Source organism: Streptomyces sp. NPDC005141, assembly GCF_053599975.1.
Genome location: NZ_JBSFYW010000081.1, coordinates 12,141 through 29,635, shown reverse-complemented (window position 1 = coordinate 29,635; position 17,495 = coordinate 12,141). Strand labels below are relative to the sequence as shown.

The following is a 17,495-nucleotide window of genomic DNA, read 5'->3' as shown; positions in this document are numbered from 1 at the left end:
TGGCCGTCGAGGTCACCACGCCCGAGGAGTCGATGGGTGATGTCATCGGCGACCTCAACTCCCGCCGTGGCCAGATCCAGGCCATGGATCGCACCACCTGCACGGCCGTGTCCCGTTATCGGATCCCCCCATGCCGCTCACCGTATCGGCGCCGTGCGGGGTCCGTCCGTACACCTCCTACAGCGCCGGCCGGACCCTGACCTTCCCCTCGTAGCGTAGAGACCGTGACTGCAGGGGAAGTTGAGGGTCATGGCGGGCAAGAGGCGGAAGTTCGAAGCGGAGTTCCGTGAGGGGGCTGTGCGGATCGTGGCGGAGACCGGCAAGCCGATCCCACAGGTCGCGAAGGACCTCGGGATCAACGAGACGACGCTCGTCACCTGGGTGTCGAGGGCACGGGCGGCCGGCAAGGCCGGTCCGACGGGTGAGAGCGAGGAACTTGCGCGGTTGCGACGGGAGAATGCCCAGCTCAAGCGGGACAGCAAGGAGCTGGTCATGGAGCGTGATGTCCTCAAACGCTGCATGGTCCTGTGGGTGAAGTAGCTGTTGCGGACCCGGCGGCGCTCGTCGGGGTGATCAGCGACCAGAGGACCGATTCCAAGATTCCGCATCGCACCTCCTTCCGAGCCCTGGGGGTGTCGGAGGCGTGGTTCCACAAGTGGCGGCGCAGACCGTCCGAGCCGACGAAACGGGAGGTCAGACGGGCACTGCTGGCCGAGCGGATCTCGTACTTCTTCGACCGATCGGGCCGCACCTACGGCTCGCCGAGGATCACGCTGGATTTGTGGGAAGAGGGCTGGCAGGTGTCGCAGAACACCGTCGCCGGCATCATGGCCGAGCTCGGCCTGCAGGGCCGCAAGCCACCACGCCGCCGGCGTTCGCTGACCCGTCCCGGGAAGCGGAAGACGGCACGTGACCTGGTGCTGCGCAGGTTCGACGCGATCGCGCCGAACATCTTGTGGTGGGGCGACATGACCGAGATCGACACTGCCGAGGGCAAGCTCTACCTCGCGAGCGTGCACGACGCGTTCTCCCGCCGGGCCCTGGGCTATGCGATGGGCGACCGGCACGACGCGACGCTGGTCAGCGCCGCCCTGCAGATGGCGATCGCGACCAGAGGCGGCCAAGTGGACGGCGTCATTTTCCACACCGACCGCGGATCGGAGTACAACTCCGGTGCGTTCAGGCAGCTTTGTGGCAGGTGGGGCGTGGTGCAGTCGATGGGCTTGTGTCGGCTCCGCCCTGGACAACGCCGCCGCGGAGTCGTTCCACTCGGTCCTCAAGGTCGAATACGTCCACCGACTCCGTTTCGCCACCCGCGCCGAGGCGCGACTGAAGACCGCCACCTGGATCGCGGACTTCTACAACACCAAACGACGCCACAGCGCAGCGGGCAACCACCCGTCGAGTTCGAACGGATCATCCAACAAGCGCGAGCTCGGCCCGATCAACAAGACCGGGCCGCATAACCAACGTCTCTACGAAATCTGGGGATTGACACGGTTGTGGCACGGGCCGACCGGCGAGTTGGTGGCCACCGCGGTGGCCTTGCATTCCTCGCGTCCGGTGAAGCGAGTGGGTCACGACATCGAAACAGCACCTACTCAGCACCTCGCGGACGCTTGCCTCTACCGTGATGCATTTGGAGTGCATGGCCGCCTGCGCCTGCACATCGGCTGAGGTGTCAGGGGCGATATGAGCGACATTTGGGTGGGCGAGAAGGTGCGCTTGCGGGGCGTCGAGCGGGACGACTGGGAGGGCTTCCGCGCGCTTGCGCAGCACACCGTCGACGTTCGCAATGCGGATCTCGTCGAGCCGCCCCGCTCGGGGGAGAGTTTCCGGTCCTGGACCGCCGAGCGTGCTGGACGTGCGCCAGGAGGCGAATCCTTCCGGCTGGTAATCGAGACAGTAGCCGATCAGGCCTTCGCAGGATCTGTGACGGTCGGGGCAACCGATGCCCGCGCAGGACGATTCAAGACAGGGATTGCGATCACCCGAGATCATCGCGGCAACGGTTATGCTACGGAAGCCACTGAGCTGATCCTTACCTACATGTTCGCCGAGCAGCGGTACAACAAATGCGAAGTCGAGGTCTACGCATTCAACGATGCCTCGCTCGCCCTCTATCGTAAGTCCGGCTTTGTCGAAGAAGGACGGCTCCGGCAGCACGAATTCTTCGCGGGCAGCTACCACGACCTCGTGCTGATGGGCATCACCGCCGACGAACACTGGGCCGCTCACCAACGCCCGTCAGTGCGCTGACCGGCAGGGCAGCCTGATCACGACAGGGGCACGGCCGGCTTGTGGCCGACGACGGCGAGAGGTTGGCTCCGAGACTTTGGGCGGGAGCTGCCATGGGGCCGCGCAGGCCGATTAATTCCAGAGGCACGTCAGTCTTTCCGCTCGGCTCCACGTGCGCTCTCAGCTTGGGAAGCTGGGATGCTCTGGCGCCAGTTGCCTCACTGACCTGCAGCTAAAGGGCGTTGAAGCTTCGGATGGCCGCCGATTCAGTACCCGCTGTTCCCCGTGGTCCCCGCACGACCTGGCACGCATCTGGCACGAGTCATTCGTCGTCGCACCTCTCCAGAACCAGGCCCGCGGACCCGTCTTGGAGTCCGTTGTGCTCCTCCAGGTGGAGATGGGCGCCATCCGGCGTGCCGTCCTGGGCGAGTGTGAGCAGGTGACCGGCCAGGGTCCTCAGCCCTGCGGCGTTGGCCTCGATCACGATTTCTCCGCCCAGGTCGCGTACCTCTATGCGTGCGTCTTCCTCCCACGTGAAGACTCTGGTGATTCCATCGGTCACCGTGGTGACGTGAGTGGTCATTGACGGAGCGATGTGGGGTTCAGGGAGCATGCCCAAGCATCCCACCCTTCATCCAAGCCGGGGCCGTCCCGCAGTGATCACTGCAGGCGCACGCTTTCCAACTGTGTTGGTGGAGTAGTGGGCTGGATGGAGGCGCGTTCACCTGCGTACATCGGAGATCGGGCGCCCGCCTCGGTAAAGTTTCGGGTCTCGGTTGAACGTCCTTGAACCGAGCTGAACGAGACGGAAAATGAGACGGAGGCCAGCGGGCGGCGAGTCTTGTCAGAGGCTGGTGAATGATCCTCGCCATGGGATACGAGCTCCACATCACGAGGGCAGCGGACGCGATGGACAGCGAAGAGCACCCGGTCGCGTTCGACGAATGGATCACCTTCGCTCGTGAGCGCCCGGCGCTCCGGGAAGAGGGGTTCCTCGATCTGGCCCACATCGGCCCGCAACCCTTGTTCACCTGGAACAGCGCGGGAGGTGGCGCTGTTTGCTTTCACTGGGACGCCGGACAGGTGACCCTGTCCGGCGCGCATGGTCCCGACGTCGACAGGAAGGCATTGGCGGACCTGGCAGCAGAGCTGGCGGCGAACCTTGTCGGCTACGGGGGCAGCCTCGGGCCCAGTGACGCGGAGCACTGAGCTCGGGAAGCTCGGGTTGTCCACGGGTGGTTGCTGGGCCGACCTGCGGTGGAGCGACCACGGGACCTGACCGGCTGGCGGCCTGGTCCCTGTCATTCCCCGTGGTTCCCCGCTCGTTCTGGAACGGTTGTGGCACGGTCCCAGGACCTATCTGGTGATTCTCGCCGGCCTCTGCTGACGCCGGCGCCCTGGTTGGCCGTGTTAGCCGATGGCGTCGATCATGGTCGTGACGCGGTCCCACTGCGTAGCGGACAGCCGGTGCGGGTTGCGCCCACCTGGCATGGTGACGATGGTCGCGGTGGCGAACGTCGGATCGGCCCGTACGGTGCGGGCTGGAAAGGGAGTGGACAGCCAGCGTTCGACGGTCAGTGGGACGAAGTGGGCGGGGGCGGGCGGCTCGGCCCAGAACGCGGGGTCCGGGTTTCCCTCCCAGCGGGCGGAGCCGATGAGACTGCCGAGGGCCACCACCCCGCCGCGCGGCCCGGAGAGCCAGAGTACGAACGGATCGTCAGCTGCCAGCTCGCCCCACAACTGCGAGACCCGCCACGAGTCCAACTCGCGCCCGGAGCGGCGGAACCCCTCTAGGTCGAAAGTCTTCGGATTACAGGTCAGCAGCCACCCGGCGGTGGCCTCGTCTCCTGGTCGTCCGCGCATGCTCTGATACCCCCTCCACTCGGCGCCGGATCGACGCGCGGCCTAGCCTAAGGCTCGCCTAGGGGGTGTGGACCCTACTGGCACACGTGCGGCACGGCCCCTGAAACGCCGAAGGGCCAGGCCGGGAGGAAACCCCTCCTGAGGTAGCCCTTCTGACTGTGCTTCCGGCAGGATCCGAACCTGCGACACCCGCTTTAGGAGTCCGATCCGAGCCCGCTCCGGCTGGTGTTGTCGCCTGGCGCGGTGGCCGAACAGAGCTGCTGGCGTACGCCCTCGTCCGGCGTCGTCGATGTCAGCGTTGGATGTCAACGGAACAGTTCCGGCACGGGGCGGATCTCCAAGGACTCGTCCGGCCGATCCGCCCAACGCCACCAGACGTGTCGGCTGGCACACCTCCACAGCGATCGGCAGATCCGTCGACCGTCGTCCTCGCGCTTGGAGAGCACAAGTCCACCAGACCTCATCGGCTGACTGCACTTGGGACAGGCCAGGACATTGCTGCCAAGATCCAGCTCTGACGCGCTCCCTGTCAGCTCCGGGCCGCCGCCCCGCGCCCTGTCAGTCAGCGGCTTCGCGCAGCGCCTTGTCGATCTCGCTCAGGGCGCCAGTCAGCCGGATGTAGTCGTCGGCGGCCAATGGTCTGACGAGGAATTCCTCCAGCGCGCGGGCATGGACGGCTGCGGCGCGGATGAATGTCGTAAGGCCCTCGGTGGTCGGTTCCACCAGGGCCACCCGCCTGTCTTCGGGGGAAGGCACGCGACGGACCAGGCCGGCCTCCTCCATCCGGTCGATCAGCCGGGTCGTGCCGCTGCTGGTCAGTGTGAGGTCGTCGGCCAGCTGTCGCTGCGAGACCTCCTCGCCGGGCCGACGGCAGAGCCGGATGAGCACTTCCAGCATGGTGTGGCTGATCCCGCAGTCCCGCCGCAGGGCGGCGTCGATCCGCTGCTCCAAACGGGTCGCGGACCTGATCAGCAGGCCGAAGTCCCGGACGAGCCCACTGTTGGCGGCGTGAGCGGCGGCTTCGGCGTGGGGCTCGGGCATGTCATTCATCGCCGCGAGTTTACTGCCGACGCACCTGCTGACGTCTCAATTGCTGAGCAGTCAATTGCTGATCAGTCAATTAAATCCTAGAGTGGCCGTCACCCCGAGAGTGAGAGGGAGATCAGTGGATCTACAGCACTGGCTCGGTCGAGCCACTCACGCAATACAGGACTGGGCCAACACCTTTGGCCCCTACCAGCCCCACCCGTCCCTCCAGGTGGACGACGACCGCTTCGCCGGCGCCTTCGAGGAGCTCACGGGAAGGCTGAAGGACAACTACCCCTTCTTCCACCCGCACTACGCGGGCCAGATGCTCAAGCCCCCGCATCCCGCCGCCGTGGTCGGCTACCTCACGACGATGTTGATCAATCCCAACAACCACGCCCTGGACGGCGGCCCCGCCACCGCGGCGATGGAACGCGAGGCCGTCGCCCAGCTCGCCGCGATGTTCGGCTACGACACGCACCTGGGCCACCTCACCACCAGCGGCACGATCGCCAACCTCGAAGCCCTGTTCGTGGCCCGCGAACTCCACCCGGGCCGAGGGATCGCCTACAGCGCAGACGCCCACTACACCCACGGCCGCATGTGCCACGTGCTCGGCATGAAGGGCCACCCCGTACGCACCGACAACCGGGGCCGCATGGACGTCGACGCACTGGAGGACATCCTGCGCGGCGGGGAGGTCGGCACCGTCGTCCTCACCACCGGCACTACCGGACTGGGCGCCGTCGACCTCGTCCACCAGGTCCTGCCGATCGCCGAACACCACGGCGTCCGCGTCCATATTGACGCCGCGTACGGTGGGTTCTTCACCCTCCTCGCCGGCGCCGACGGCCCAGAAGGACTCCCTCCTGAGCCCTGGCGTGCCATCGCCCGGGCCGACTCCGTCGTGGTCGACCCACACAAGCACGGACTCCAGCCCTACGGCTGCGGCGCCGTTCTCTTCCGCGACCCCGAAGTCGGCCGCTTCTACCTCCACGACTCCCCGTACACCTACTTCACCTCCGCCGAACTCCACCTCGGCGAGATCAGCCTGGAATGCTCACGCGCCGGCGCCTCCGCCGCCGCCCTGTGGCTCACCTTCCAGCTCCTCCCACCCACACCCGACGGCCTCGGCCAAGTCCTGGCGGCCGGGCGGCGAGCCGCGCTGAGGTGGTCGCAACTCATCGACGAGTCCGATTACTTGAAGCTCTACCAACAGCCCGAGCTGGACATCGTCAGCTACTTCCCCACTGCCGAACCGGCCACCCTGACCGCCATCGACACTGCCTCCGCCCGCATGCTCGCCGACGGCATGAGCCGCCCCGACCCGATCTTCCTGAGCACCCTCAAGGCCGGCCGCGAGGCGTTCACCGCACGGCACCCGAACGTCACCGCAGACGCCGACGGCGGCCGGATCCTGCGGAGCGTGCTGATGAAGCCGGAGTCCGAGCACCACGTTGAGGACCTGCACGACCGGGTCGAGCAGCTCGCCCGGGCCCGTTAACCGCAGCACAACGGCAACTGGAGTGACACGCCGTGGTGTCCGGGCAGGGATGTCATTTCCGGTACTGCTCATGCCCTATGAATCAGTGCCGGACTTCGGTGATCGGCAGGAGCTGGCGTGGGGTGGCGCCGGATGGTGTGGGGACGTCCGCCAGGCCGCGGGCGTACGCGTCCAAGGTGCTCATTCGCTCAGGCTGGCTGAAGCGGTGCTGAAGGGGGCCGAGGGGACTTCGATGTACGCGTAGATCGTCGTCGCGCTGTTGACTGGTGCCCGGACCGAGGAACTGCGGGCCCTCGCCTGGGACCACGTCTTCCTCGAGTGTTGGCCTGACCTCAAGCCGCCGCAGCCTCCGCGCATCGCTGTGTGGCGTTCGGTCCGGGGGAGCGGGGACACAAAGACCCGGAAGTCCCGGCGCACGCTCGCCCTGCCGGCGCGCTGCGTCGAAGCTTTCTGGCGGCAGTTCGAAGATCAGGGCTGGGATCGGCTCGTCGCCGACGAGGAATGGGAGGAACACGGCTCGTCCTCTCTTCGGCCGTTGGCAGCGCCGATCGACGCTGCCGACGGCCGCCGCGCCTTCCGGCAGAGGTGCTCAGGGGCATCGACGGGATCGACGCGGACGAGTGGACGCCCCGGGAGCTCCGGCACAGCTTCGGGTCTCTGCTCTCCGACCGGGCGTCCCGTTGGAGGAGATCTCGCGGCTCGTCGGGCATTCCCGGTACGGCCGTGACGTACAGGGGGATGGTTCGTCCCAGACCTCCCACCACCCGTATGCGTCCCCTGCGGTTCCCCGCACGATCTGGCATGACTCGGAGATCCGGGCTTACACGCATGGGCCGCGCTGGCATGCCTGCAGGGGAATGGCGTGCCAGGCTCGGAACCGCGCCGCTTCCATCGGGCGGCGGGGCGTTCCGAGTTCGCTGAAAGCAGCCGGCGAGACCACTACGAGGTCCGCATCGCGAGGAGGCAATGCGCATGCCGGTTGCCATGAATGGATCCGAGGCCGCATCGCGCCCGGATCCGGTGAAGCTTCTTCGGAGCCGCGAGTACCTGGTGCTTCTGGTGATGGCTGCGCTGATCGGTGTGCCGGTGTCAGCGGCGGCTTTCGGCTTCCTTGCCCTGGTCGGCGAACTTCAGCCACTGATTTATACGGATCTTCCCAAGTCGCTGGGGTTTGATGGAACGCCGTCGTGGTGGCCGCTGCCGCTGCTCGCCGTCGGGGGACTGCTCACCGGACTGACGGTGCAGTACTTGCCGGGGCACGGCGGCCATGAACCCACAGCCGGGTTCAAGGCCGCAGGCGTGCCCACACCTATCGAGCTGCCCGGCATCTTCCTCGCGGCCTCGGCGACGCTCTGCTTTGCTGCCGTCCTCGGACCCGAGTCGCCTTTGCTGGCGCTCGGAGGCGGGCTCGCCGCCGGCGCCGTGCGGATGGTCAAACGGGACCCCCCGGAGCAGGTCACTGCGGTGTTGGGCGCGGCGGGCAGTTTCGCGGCCGTCAGCTCGTTGCTGGGATCACCCCTGCTAGGAGCGTTCCTCCTGATGGAAGCCTCCGGTCTGGGTGGGCCGATGATGGCGCTGGTGTTGGTGCCCGGCCTGCTGGCGGCGGGCATCGGCGCACTCATGTTCGTCGGACTGGGGTCCTGGACAGGGCTGGGCACCTATTCGCTGGCACTGCACGACGTGCCCGAGGCCGCGACCCCGACAGCGGCGGAATTCGGCTGGGCTCTGGTCATCGGACTGTCAGCCGCATTCGTGGGGGTGGGAATCCGATGGGTCGCCGTCCGGCTCAGGGCACGCGTCGAAAGGCGACGGGTACCGGCCACGGTGGTCATGGGCCTGGTCGTGGCGGGACTGGCGATCGGCTACGCAGAAGGCACCGACCATGCAGCGACCGACGTGCTGTATTCGGGGCAGACGGCGCTGGACCCACTCCTCACCCACAGCACCGCGTTTTCGGTCGGAGCGCTGTTGCTGCTGGTCTTGTGCAAGAGCCTGGCCTACTGCGCATCGCTCAGCAGTTTCCGGGGAGGCCCGATCTTTCCGGCGATGTTCTTGGGAGCGGCGGGCGGCATTCTGTTCTCCCACCTGCCAGGGCTGACCCTGGTCGCGGGGTTCGCGATGGGTATCGGAGCGATGAGCGCCGCGATGCTGAGACTTCCACTGGTCTCCGTCCTGCTCGCCACACCATCGCGCCGGGAACCGGAGTCGTCGGTGCGCCCTCGCCGAACTAGCGGGAGAACGACCCGTTCTGGGCGGGGGACGTTGACTGCCACGCCTGCGTAGCCGCTCGGGATGCCTCCTTGGCCTGCTGCCACTTCGCCGCCGCCTGCTGGGCCGGGGGCACGTCCATGTCGCGGATCATGCGCCGACCTGCCGTGAACACCGCGAAGGCCCCGATGGCCATGCCGACGCACGCGACCGCGGCACCGGTCGCCGTGAGCACGGCACCGGTCCTGACGAGCCGGGTGTCGATCTCGATCGTCCGATGGGACTGGTGCTGGTTCATGACTCCACCATCCAACGAGGCAAACCACCTCGCATCCCGACCAACGACTCGGGACGGCGTACGCGATCGGGTAGACGCCGAACCGCATGCTGTCGACGACCTCACCCGCGACGCGGGCTCATGGCTGGAGCAGGAACTGCATCGGAGATCCGCCGCCCGCCGCCCGCCGCCCGCCGCCTTGTAAGTCGCTCCGGGTCCGCTCCGGCTGCAACCGCGGTCTCCGGCCTGCACAGCCCCGTGGCCACCGTCCTGGGACGGTGGCCACGGGGCCGGTGAGCAGCGGTGGGCCTCAGCCTGGGGCGGTGGGGCCTCAGCCCTTCTGCTCGGGGGTCTGCTTCATGCCGTCGACGATCGCGCGCTTGGTGATGGCGCTGGTGTAGCGGACGGTGCCGGGCTTCATAACGACTCCGTCCTGGGAGACCGACTTGACCTGCACGGTCCGCTCGCCGAGGAAGACGTGGGTCTTCTTGTCGAAGATCCACTCCTCGCGTGCGCCACCGGTCTCGTCCAGCCGCGCCACCGCGACGCCTGAGCGGCCGAGTGCGTCCTTGGCGTCGTTCACCACGACCACGCCCGGGATCTTCGCGGCGGCCTTGAACAGGGCTGAGTAGAGCTCCGCGGGCGGGTAGCTCTCGACGAGCAGGTCACCGATCGTGGTGAACGCCTCCTGGTCGGGGGTGTTGCCCTGCCCTGCGGTCTCCTTGTAGATCAGCTTCAGCAGCTCGTCGGGGTCGGTGGTCAGCCGGGCCAGGAAGTCGTACGACGGGTGGTTCACGCCGGCCTCGGGAGTGTTGCCCTGCTCGTCGGGCAGGCTCAGCGTCTCGCCCTCGGAGTTGTCGTTGACGGCTGCGTCGATCAACCAGCCCTTGGTGCCGTCGGCGGACTGCCAGATCTCGCGTTGGTGCAGCGCGTAGCTGGCGAGGCTGCTCTCGTCGCCGACCGTCTTCACGAAGGTGTCGGCCGTCTGGGACTCGATATATACGTACTGACCGGGCTTGACCGTGGGGTGGGTCTCCTCGGCCGCTGCCAGTGAGACCTGGTCGAGCAGCTGCGGCAGGCCCTTGGTGGTCGTGGCGCCGACGGGGATGGTCACTGCGGGTCCGGTGGCGACACCACCGCTGCGCACGCCGCCGCCGTCGCTCAGCGCCGTCCCGGCGACTACCGCGCCGGCCACAGTCAGCGCCATCGCGGGTAGCGCGAACGCCGGGCGCAGCAGGCGGAGCCGGGGCTTCGGCAGGGCGGGGGCGGCCTTCGTGGTGCTCGCGTCCCGCTGGGTGTCCTGCTGGATGTGGGCCATCAAACGCTCCTTGTGGAACTGGTGACGGCCCGTCGGGAGATCGCGCGCAGTCTGCGGGAGGAGAGGCGCGCTCTCCTCCCACTCTGCCGGACTTTGCCGGGACTGGGTCGCTCTCATCGATTTCCTTCCGATACGGGCCGGATCGAGTGGATGTGTTCTCCTCTTGTCTGTCGATCCGGCCGGCCGAGTTCCCGATTTCCTCGTACGGGTTTTTCCGCGCGTTCTTCGGCGTGGTAGTCCGTGTACGGGACCGGCGCCGCCCGGGCGGCAGGTTGGCCGCCGAGTTCGGCCTCGGTGAGTTTGCGCAGTTTGGCGCGTGCTCGGGAGAGGCGTGAGCGCACCGTCCCAACGGCGATGCCGAGCGCCTCGGCCGCGGCTGTGTACTCCAGTCCCTCCCAGAGGCACAGCGTCAGGACCTCGCGCTCGGGTCTGCGCAGCGCGGCAAGCGCGCGCAGGGCGGCGGCGATACGCCGTCGATCGTCGAGCCGGCCCGCCACCTCTTCGGCGTGGTCGGGGAGCGCCGTCTCGGCCTCCGCGGCGGCGTTCGCCGCGGCCCGGTAGCGCCGGTTGCTGCGATGGTGGCCACGGGCGACGTTGATCGCCACGCCCAGCAGCCACGGTCGCAGGCTTCCGCCTTCGGCGCCGACCCGGTCACGCAGCCGCCACGCTTCCATGAAGGTTTCGGCCATCACGTCCTCCGCCGCGGACCAGTCGGCGGTGAGGCGGAAGGCGTGGTTATAGACGGCGCGGGCGTAGCTGTCGTACAGCTCGGCGAACGCGCTCGGATCCCCGGCCCGTATCCGGGTACGCATATCAGTGCTCACCTTCATTAACTGTCGATCCGCGCACCCCGGGTTCCCGTGATCCGCGTCACATGGGACGGCGGAGGTGCCGTCCGACCACCAGACGCCGGGTTGAGACCTGACATGAGCAGGCATCGCGCGTCGTCCCGGCTGACGGACCGAGGCCAGCGCAGGACTCCAGTGCTCTGACCGGAACTCTCGCCGGACTTCCTGCCGCTGGATACCGGCCAGTCTGAGTGAATCAGGGAGTCGGCCCGTCCGACTTCCTGATCCGCCGCTTCTCCCGGCCCCGGAGTGGAATCTGAGTACACGTACTCATGTGCCGATCCCCGCCTCGCCGGAAGGTGAAGGGCGGGGGTGCGCAGATGAAGGAGACCATTGCGGACCGGTGGCGCGAGGTGCGCACGCAGTGGGTCCGGGCGGGCGGATTGCTGCTGGCGTTCGCCCTGGTGGGGCTTACCGCGGCATGCTCCCGCGAGCCGTCGGAGAAGGAATTGCAGAAGCGAGCCACGTCTCTCGCAGCGGAGTCCCGCAGGTCGGTAGAGGAGCAAAAGATACGCGCCCTGATCGAGAGCCTTACCGCCGTCAAGGGTCTGGAGCACGTGCTCACGCGTTTCGCCGACTCCTGCGCCAGGCCCGACAACGGCTCGATCTTCGAGAACAACCAGTCTCCGCACAGCCTCGAATGTGACATGCAGGCCGTCGCCTACTTCGGCCCTCGGGCAGGCTCGCTGCTCGAATCCGGACAACCTCAGCGTCGCCTCTGCCCCAGGAGTGAAGGCAGGCACGGCGACGATCGGGGCCGTGGACGCAATTCCGTCGGTCTCAGCCGATCTCCGGTGAACCGGTCGTGCCCTCCCGTCCTGTGGTCCGGCCGGGGACCGTGCGGCGAAGGGTCTCGGCCGCAGCGGTGTTCGCGTGCACCGCAGTGCGGTAGGAGTCCGCGGTCTCCCCATGGTGGGTTGCAGTCGCGGTCTCAAAGGATCGCGGTGATCCTGTCAGGGGAGCGTGGCTGGCTTCGCACGGGCATTGTGCGTCAGTGACCGCGCTGGACAGGAAGGCGGCGGCCATGACAGCAGCGCCTGACAGGACACGGAGAGGACGCGGGGGACCCGACAGCAGCGAGATCAACGGGGCGTCCCTGTTCGCCGGGGCCGTACTGATGCTCAGCGGGCCACTCAGCATTCTCATGGGGGCATCCGGCATCGCACAGGACAACGTGTTCTCCGCGTCCCTGTACGCCTACCGATTCGACCTAACCGCTTGGGGCTGGATTCACCTTGTGGTCGGAGTAGGGCTGGTCATTGCCGGCCTGGGGGTCTTGACGAACAAGAGCTGGAGTCGCGGGGCCGGCGCAGCGGCGGCAGGGATCAGTCTGATCACCCAGTTCATGTTCGTTCCGTACTATCCGGCGTGGTCCATCCTCGTGATGACCCTCGACCTCCTGATCATCTTTGCGCTGACGAGATTCCATGTCGGAACCGACGGCGGTCGCTGAACCCATGCTGGACCATTGCCGGGGGAGCATTCCACGCCCGCCTTCTACAGGCCGGCGCCTACCGGGCGGCGGCCGTGATCCCGGGTGCTTTCCCTGTCGGACAGGAGAACTGATCTCGTGTCCGAACTGATGGCCATGGCCGAACTGGGTGGACCGCTCGCCCTATTGGGCGAGGCGGTCTACGCCCGGAAGGCACCTCCGTCGTAGCCAAGGCACGCGCTGTGCACCCGCGGCCCGTCGTCCAGGCCGCCGCTCCTGTCTTCGTCCCGCTCCGGCCCCGGCCGCCGACCCCACGCCTAGAGCCGTCTACCCTGCCTCGGCGTGTCCCTCGCCCGAGGCGGGCAGCGGCACTGTTTGAATCGCCGCATGACTAAGCGTGACGACGCGGCCCTTTTCGGCAACCGATTCTTGACCGTCCCCGCTCCCTCGGACACCTTCCCCACGGAAGGCATGGCCGCCACGGATGCGATGAGGCTGCTGGATGTGGACCTCGCCATGGAGGGTGACCCGCAGCGCAACCTCGCCACGTTTGTCACCACTTGGATGGAGCCGGAGGCGCAACGGATCATCGCCGAGAACCTCCACCGCAATTTCATCGACCACGCGGAGTACCCGATTTCCGCCGAGATCGAGCAGCGTTGCGTGCGTATGCTCGCCGATCTCTTCAACGCACCGGGCAAGACAACCGGATGTCGGACCCAGGGCTCGTCCGAGGCGATCATGCTCGGGGCGCTATCGCTGAAGTGGAAGTGGCGGGAGCGCCGTCAGGCGGCCAATCTGTCGGTCGACCGGCCCAACTTGATCTTCGGCGGGGACGTCCACGTCGTGTGGGAGAAGTTCTGCCGCTACTTCGACGTCGAGCCGCGGATCGTGCCGCTCGCCGAGGGCAAATACACGATCGGCCCGGAGGACGTGGAGCCCCACCTCGACGAGAACACCATCGGCGTCGTCGCCGTCCTCGGCACCACGTTCACCGGCCACAAGGACGACGTCGTAGGGATCGACAAGCTCCTGCGGGACGTCCGCAAGGAGCGGGACCTCGACATCCCGATCCACGTCGACGGAGCCAGCGGCGCATTCGTGTGGCCGTTCCTCTACCCGGACTCGAAATGGGACTTCCGGCTCGAGCAGGTCCGTTCGATCAACGTCTCGGGGCACAAGTACGGCCTGGTCTATCCCGGCATCGGCTGGCTGGTCTTCCGTGAGGAGTCCGACCTGCCCAAGGACCTCGTGTTCCACGAGAACTACCTGGGCAAGACCGACGCGACGTTCACGCTGAACTTCTCCACCGGCGCGTCGATGGTGCTCGCGCAGTACTACAACTTTGTCCGGCTCGGTCGTAAGGGCTACACCTACGTCATGAAGATGATGCAGGAGAACGCCCACGCGTTGGCGGACAACCTGCGTAGCGGCGGCCGCTTCGAAGTGATCGGGAGCGACCTCGAGCAGCTGCCGTTGGTCGCTTTCCGTCTCTCCGGCAAGCACGCCTACGACGAGTCCGATGTCGCCTGGCAACTCTCGGCCGAGCGCGGCTGGATGGTGCCGGCGTACACGCTCCCGCCCAACGCGGAGGGGGTGAAGATCATGCGTGCCCTGGTCAAGGAGACCCTGAGCCGCGAGCACATCGATCGCCTGAGCCAGGACATTGCCGACGCGTGTCGCACTTTGGACGACAAGGGTGCGACCCACAGGACCGAGCGGACCCAGGTCAAGCGCGGCACCGGCTACTGACGCACCGGCCCTCTCACCTCAACCCACCACTCACCCCAGCTCTCATCTCGTCTGCTCGGCTCTGCCTGGCCTGAAGGCAGGCGGGTGGTTCCCAGCCGCGACGTCCTCGACCGCCTGACCCGGGCTCTCGACCTGGACGCCTCCGTCGTCGCGGAGTTGCGGGTGACCCTTGCCGATGTCGAGTCGGCTGCCTCCGAGGGGGCGCGGTCGTCGTCGACGAAGTGGCGGAACTCCTCCTCGCGAGAGCCGCATCCCGGCCGACCGTCCCGGTGTGGCCATCGTCGGTGACTCCTCGGGCGGCTGGTCCCGCGCCCGCTCGCCGCGGCTCACCCTGGATGACGCCGCGGCCGTCTCTCGCGCCACCGCGGACCTGGTCCCGGAACTGCCTCTCCTTGGTTCCCGTCACCCTGGACGTGAGCTCGGGTGAAACAAGATCGGCCGCCGTCAAGCTCTGCTTTCGGGGCCTTGATCAGTGTTGGCCAAGTTGTCGTCTTCACGCTGCCGCACCTTCATGGGTAGACGATCCAGCACGTCTTCCACCACCTCATCTCCCGCACCGTTGATGTAATAGGTGAGATTGGCGGTCCCATGAAAAACCGTCTCACTTACGCGCCCCCCAAAGCTCGGGATCGCTGGCCGGCGTCTCGTCTGAGTTGCATCGGAAGGCATCGCGCTCAGCTCGTGAGTCACTGACTCGCTCTCGATCACTGGGCGTCCGTCTGCCTCCCAACGCACAGTGGGGTCAGGAGGTGAGCTCGTTCCTTTCCTGGCCAATTGCCAACCGAGGAGCGCCGCGCTGCGCAGCAGATCTTCTACTGCTGCCCGCCGGGAGGCTTCGACTGACTGGGACGCGGAAGCGTCCGAACCTTGCTGGTCACTGGCCGTGTCGGTGGCGCTGCTGCCGCCGACCAGTTGTGAATCGGGTTCCGCCGCGGTACCCAGCCGGCCTTGAGTTTCGGCCAGAGTGGCCTCGATCTCTTGGCCACCAAGGCTAAATCGAAGATTCCGCTGCCCAAGCCACTCTCCCATCGATCTACGAGTTCCCGGGCTGCCCCTGAGTACGACAGTGCTCAGGGCTGCCAACAGCAGTACGGTGACAGGCCACTTGATGGAGGCGATGAATTCGAGCACGCTCACCTGTACATCTTGGCGTGCGGTGCTCGTCTGCCGCAGGCGGTTGGTGGGCCAGTCCTCGTATTCGTCACAGGGCCCTCCGCCGTCCGCGCCCACCAGTACACGGGAAGGGCCGGAAAGAGGTCCCACTCGCACCAAAAAAGCCCCGTATGTGAGGGCTCAACAGCGTCGCGCCGGTTCTTGCCCTGGGTCTGAGGGGCCTGTCTTCCGGCCCTGGTGAGGGGGCCGGGCAACCCGACCGACCTGCACTGGAGCCGTCGGCACGTCGACTGGCGATCTCTAGATGGCGAGCAGCCCGGCGAGCAGCACAGCCCCCACCGCAGAGAAGACCCGAGGCTTCCTCCAGCCTGGTCCCGAAGCCTGGCGGTTCAGCTCCCACATGAACACCAGACCGCCACATAGGCCCAGAGCGCTCCGCAACAGGAAAACGGTGGTGTGCACGGGGAGCCTCCCGGGACCTTCGAATGGACGGGAAGGCTACCTCGGACGGCGATCTTGTGGTGTGGGGGCGCTCATGCGGGGGCGCGGAGCCTACCGCCCCGGCCACGACGTGTTCTGACCTCATGCCGCCGGCACCGCCACTTCTCCGGCCGATCAACCAGATCAATCACCAGTGGCTAAGACACGCCCTGGGGCCAGGACCAGGACGATGACGGCGCGACGTAGTGATCGGCTGAGTCGGGCCAAGTCGGGCGGCAACTCGTCGGGGATGTCGGCCAGGCACCTGCGGGGTACGAACGAAGCCCCCGTGCTCCCGGTAGCTGCAAGAGGGCGTCGTGGGCGTCGTTTTGAGGGGCGGGGTCAGTGCTGTGTGGCGACCATGCTTTCGATCGCCTTGAGTACGAGGTCGGGGCGGTCCTTGGGGACGTCGTGGGAGCTGCCCTTGGCGGTGACGAGTGTTCGGTGGGGCCCGTCCTGGACGAACGAGGCGGCGGCGTCCCGCCAGCGCTGGGCGTCCTCGGGTGATCCGTCGAACGGGGTCTTCTCCGAGACGATGACCGTTGCCGGTACCGCCTCCGGCCATGTGACCTTGTGGTAGGCCTTGTTCGTCGAGACGAAGCTCTCCGCGGTGGAGATGAGCTGGCGGTTCCGCGGCTCGTCCGGGGCCTTCTTCGCGGCGTCGACCTGCGGCCGGCTGACGGCTACGAGGCGGGCGATCTCCTCGTCCGTGAAGAGCGGGGGCAGGTTGGCGTCGACGAGGACCGCGCCGGCGAGCATCGTCGGGTTGTCCTTGGCGAGGTAGGTCGCGACCTCGCCGGCCTGGGAGTGGGACACGAGGGTCACGTTCTTGGTGACGCCCAGCTGCTGGAGCCCCGACTTGAGGTCACTGACGGCGCTCTCGACCTTCCACGGACCGGGCACCACGTCGCTCTTGCCGAGTCCGGCCCGGTCGTAGGTGATGACGGTCGCGCCGGTGGCCGCGTGAAGCTTGGGGACGAGGTCCTTCCAGTAGGAGGAGTCCTCGCCGCCGCCCGAGTCCAGGACGATGGTGGAGCCGTGGCCCTGCGTGACGTGGAAGGCCAGACGGTGACCGCCATTGTCGATCATGTGCAGCTTCGCTTCGCCCGCCTGGCCGGCCCCCGGGGAGGCGGACGAGGTGGCGGACGGCGAGGACGAGTGCTTGGAGGCGGAGTCGTGGTCGCCGCAGGCCGTGACGGCGCCGGCAGTCAAGGCCAGCAGGGCGAGGGCCGACAAGGCCCGGTTCACGGACCGGCGATTGGGCGTGGTGCGGGGCATACTGATCCTTTGGACTACGGGTGCTGTTGAGGCTGCGATATCCATCATTCGGTGAATCGGTTCACCGCAGAATCCGGCTGGCACGCGTCTCCGTGGTGCAGCTGATGCGAATGAGCGCGGTGGGGTTAACTCCCGCAAGCGATCACTGGTCTGGTGCC

General features: G+C 67.2%; 16 protein-coding genes and 4 pseudogenes. 12 read left to right on the top strand and 8 right to left on the bottom strand.

The window, feature by feature from the left end:
- The 5 genes and pseudogenes from ACWD68_RS37510 to ACWD68_RS37490 all read left to right on the top strand — a co-directional run.
- Window positions 1-128 (top strand): annotated as a pseudogene (locus ACWD68_RS37510) (hypothetical protein); the annotation flags it as partial.
- 121 nt (window positions 129-249) lie between these two features.
- On the top strand, window positions 250-540 hold the full coding sequence (locus ACWD68_RS37505) for a transposase (RefSeq protein WP_451810943.1): 291 nt from the start codon (window positions 250-252) through the stop codon (window positions 538-540).
- Window positions 528-1,163 (top strand): annotated as a pseudogene (locus ACWD68_RS37500) (IS3 family transposase); the annotation flags it as partial. The gene ACWD68_RS37505 and the pseudogene ACWD68_RS37500, both read left to right, overlap by 13 nt.
- Window positions 1,048-1,677 (top strand): integrase core domain-containing protein, encoded by a 630-nt coding sequence (locus ACWD68_RS37495; protein ID WP_451810944.1) that lies wholly within the window; start codon window positions 1,048-1,050, stop codon window positions 1,675-1,677. The pseudogene ACWD68_RS37500 and the gene ACWD68_RS37495, both read left to right, overlap by 116 nt.
- A 15-nt stretch (window positions 1,678-1,692) precedes the next feature.
- Complete coding sequence (locus ACWD68_RS37490) at window positions 1,693-2,259, top strand: GNAT family N-acetyltransferase (RefSeq protein ID WP_451810942.1); 567 nt, start codon at window positions 1,693-1,695, stop codon at window positions 2,257-2,259.
- 301 nt (window positions 2,260-2,560) lie between these two features.
- On the opposite strand, the gene ACWD68_RS37485 is transcribed toward ACWD68_RS37490, so the two are convergent.
- Complete coding sequence (locus tag ACWD68_RS37485) at window positions 2,561-2,821, bottom strand: Imm32 family immunity protein (protein WP_451810941.1); 261 nt, start codon at window positions 2,819-2,821, stop codon at window positions 2,561-2,563.
- 287 nt (window positions 2,822-3,108) lie between these two features.
- Here ACWD68_RS37485 and ACWD68_RS37480 point away from each other — a divergent pair, with 287 nt between their 5' ends.
- Entirely contained in the window at window positions 3,109-3,447 is a 339-nt protein-coding gene (locus ACWD68_RS37480; protein WP_451810940.1) for a hypothetical protein, read from the top strand.
- 201 nt (window positions 3,448-3,648) lie between these two features.
- Here ACWD68_RS37480 and ACWD68_RS37475 read toward each other — a convergent pair whose 3' ends face one another.
- Window positions 3,649-4,101, bottom strand: coding sequence for a hypothetical protein (locus ACWD68_RS37475; protein ID WP_451810939.1), 453 nt, complete (start codon window positions 4,099-4,101; stop codon window positions 3,649-3,651).
- A gap of 558 nt (window positions 4,102-4,659) precedes the next feature.
- Window positions 4,660-5,151, bottom strand: a complete 492-nt coding sequence (locus tag ACWD68_RS37470; protein ID WP_451810938.1) for a MarR family winged helix-turn-helix transcriptional regulator — start codon at window positions 5,149-5,151, stop codon at window positions 4,660-4,662.
- Window positions 5,152-5,266: 115 nt separating this feature from the next.
- Here ACWD68_RS37470 and ACWD68_RS37465 point away from each other — a divergent pair, with 115 nt between their 5' ends.
- From ACWD68_RS37465 to ACWD68_RS37455, 3 genes and pseudogenes are all read left to right on the top strand, one after another.
- Window positions 5,267-6,631, top strand: coding sequence for a pyridoxal phosphate-dependent decarboxylase family protein (locus tag ACWD68_RS37465; protein WP_451810937.1), 1,365 nt, complete (start codon window positions 5,267-5,269; stop codon window positions 6,629-6,631).
- 145 nt (window positions 6,632-6,776) lie between these two features.
- Window positions 6,777-7,381 (top strand): annotated as a pseudogene (locus ACWD68_RS37460) (site-specific integrase); the annotation flags it as partial.
- Between the two features lie 222 nt (window positions 7,382-7,603).
- On the top strand, window positions 7,604-8,914 hold the full coding sequence (locus ACWD68_RS37455; RefSeq protein ID WP_451810936.1) for a chloride channel protein: 1,311 nt from the start codon (window positions 7,604-7,606) through the stop codon (window positions 8,912-8,914).
- Here ACWD68_RS37455 and ACWD68_RS37450 read toward each other — a convergent pair.
- The 3 genes from ACWD68_RS37450 to ACWD68_RS37440 form a co-directional block, all read right to left on the bottom strand.
- Window positions 8,859-9,137 (bottom strand): hypothetical protein, encoded by a 279-nt coding sequence (locus tag ACWD68_RS37450; RefSeq protein ID WP_451810935.1) that lies wholly within the window; start codon window positions 9,135-9,137, stop codon window positions 8,859-8,861. The genes ACWD68_RS37455 and ACWD68_RS37450 overlap by 56 nt on opposite strands.
- A gap of 310 nt (window positions 9,138-9,447) precedes the next feature.
- Window positions 9,448-10,551, bottom strand: a complete 1,104-nt coding sequence (locus ACWD68_RS37445) for a CU044_5270 family protein (protein ID WP_451810934.1) — start codon at window positions 10,549-10,551, stop codon at window positions 9,448-9,450.
- Complete coding sequence (locus tag ACWD68_RS37440) at window positions 10,548-11,246, bottom strand: RNA polymerase sigma factor (RefSeq protein WP_451810933.1); 699 nt, start codon at window positions 11,244-11,246, stop codon at window positions 10,548-10,550. The genes ACWD68_RS37445 and ACWD68_RS37440 overlap by 4 nt, the downstream gene beginning before the upstream one ends.
- A gap of 1,030 nt (window positions 11,247-12,276) precedes the next feature.
- On the opposite strand from ACWD68_RS37440, the gene ACWD68_RS37435 reads away from it, so the two are divergent.
- From ACWD68_RS37435 to ACWD68_RS37425, 3 genes and pseudogenes are all read left to right on the top strand, one after another.
- On the top strand, window positions 12,277-12,735 hold the full coding sequence (locus tag ACWD68_RS37435; protein ID WP_451810932.1) for a DUF7144 family membrane protein: 459 nt from the start codon (window positions 12,277-12,279) through the stop codon (window positions 12,733-12,735).
- A gap of 366 nt (window positions 12,736-13,101) precedes the next feature.
- Window positions 13,102-14,466 (top strand): glutamate decarboxylase, encoded by a 1,365-nt coding sequence (locus ACWD68_RS37430; protein WP_451810931.1) that lies wholly within the window; start codon window positions 13,102-13,104, stop codon window positions 14,464-14,466.
- A gap of 250 nt (window positions 14,467-14,716) precedes the next feature.
- Window positions 14,717-14,893 (top strand): annotated as a pseudogene (locus tag ACWD68_RS37425) (FtsK/SpoIIIE domain-containing protein); the annotation flags it as partial.
- A gap of 17 nt (window positions 14,894-14,910) precedes the next feature.
- Here ACWD68_RS37425 and ACWD68_RS37420 read toward each other — a convergent pair.
- A complete protein-coding gene (locus tag ACWD68_RS37420) occupies window positions 14,911-15,603 on the bottom strand; it encodes a hypothetical protein (protein WP_451810930.1) in 693 nt (230 codons plus the stop codon).
- A gap of 798 nt (window positions 15,604-16,401) precedes the next feature.
- On the bottom strand, window positions 16,402-17,337 hold the full coding sequence (locus ACWD68_RS37415; RefSeq protein ID WP_451810929.1) for an alpha/beta fold hydrolase: 936 nt from the start codon (window positions 17,335-17,337) through the stop codon (window positions 16,402-16,404).
- Window positions 17,338-17,495 lie beyond the last annotated feature (158 nt).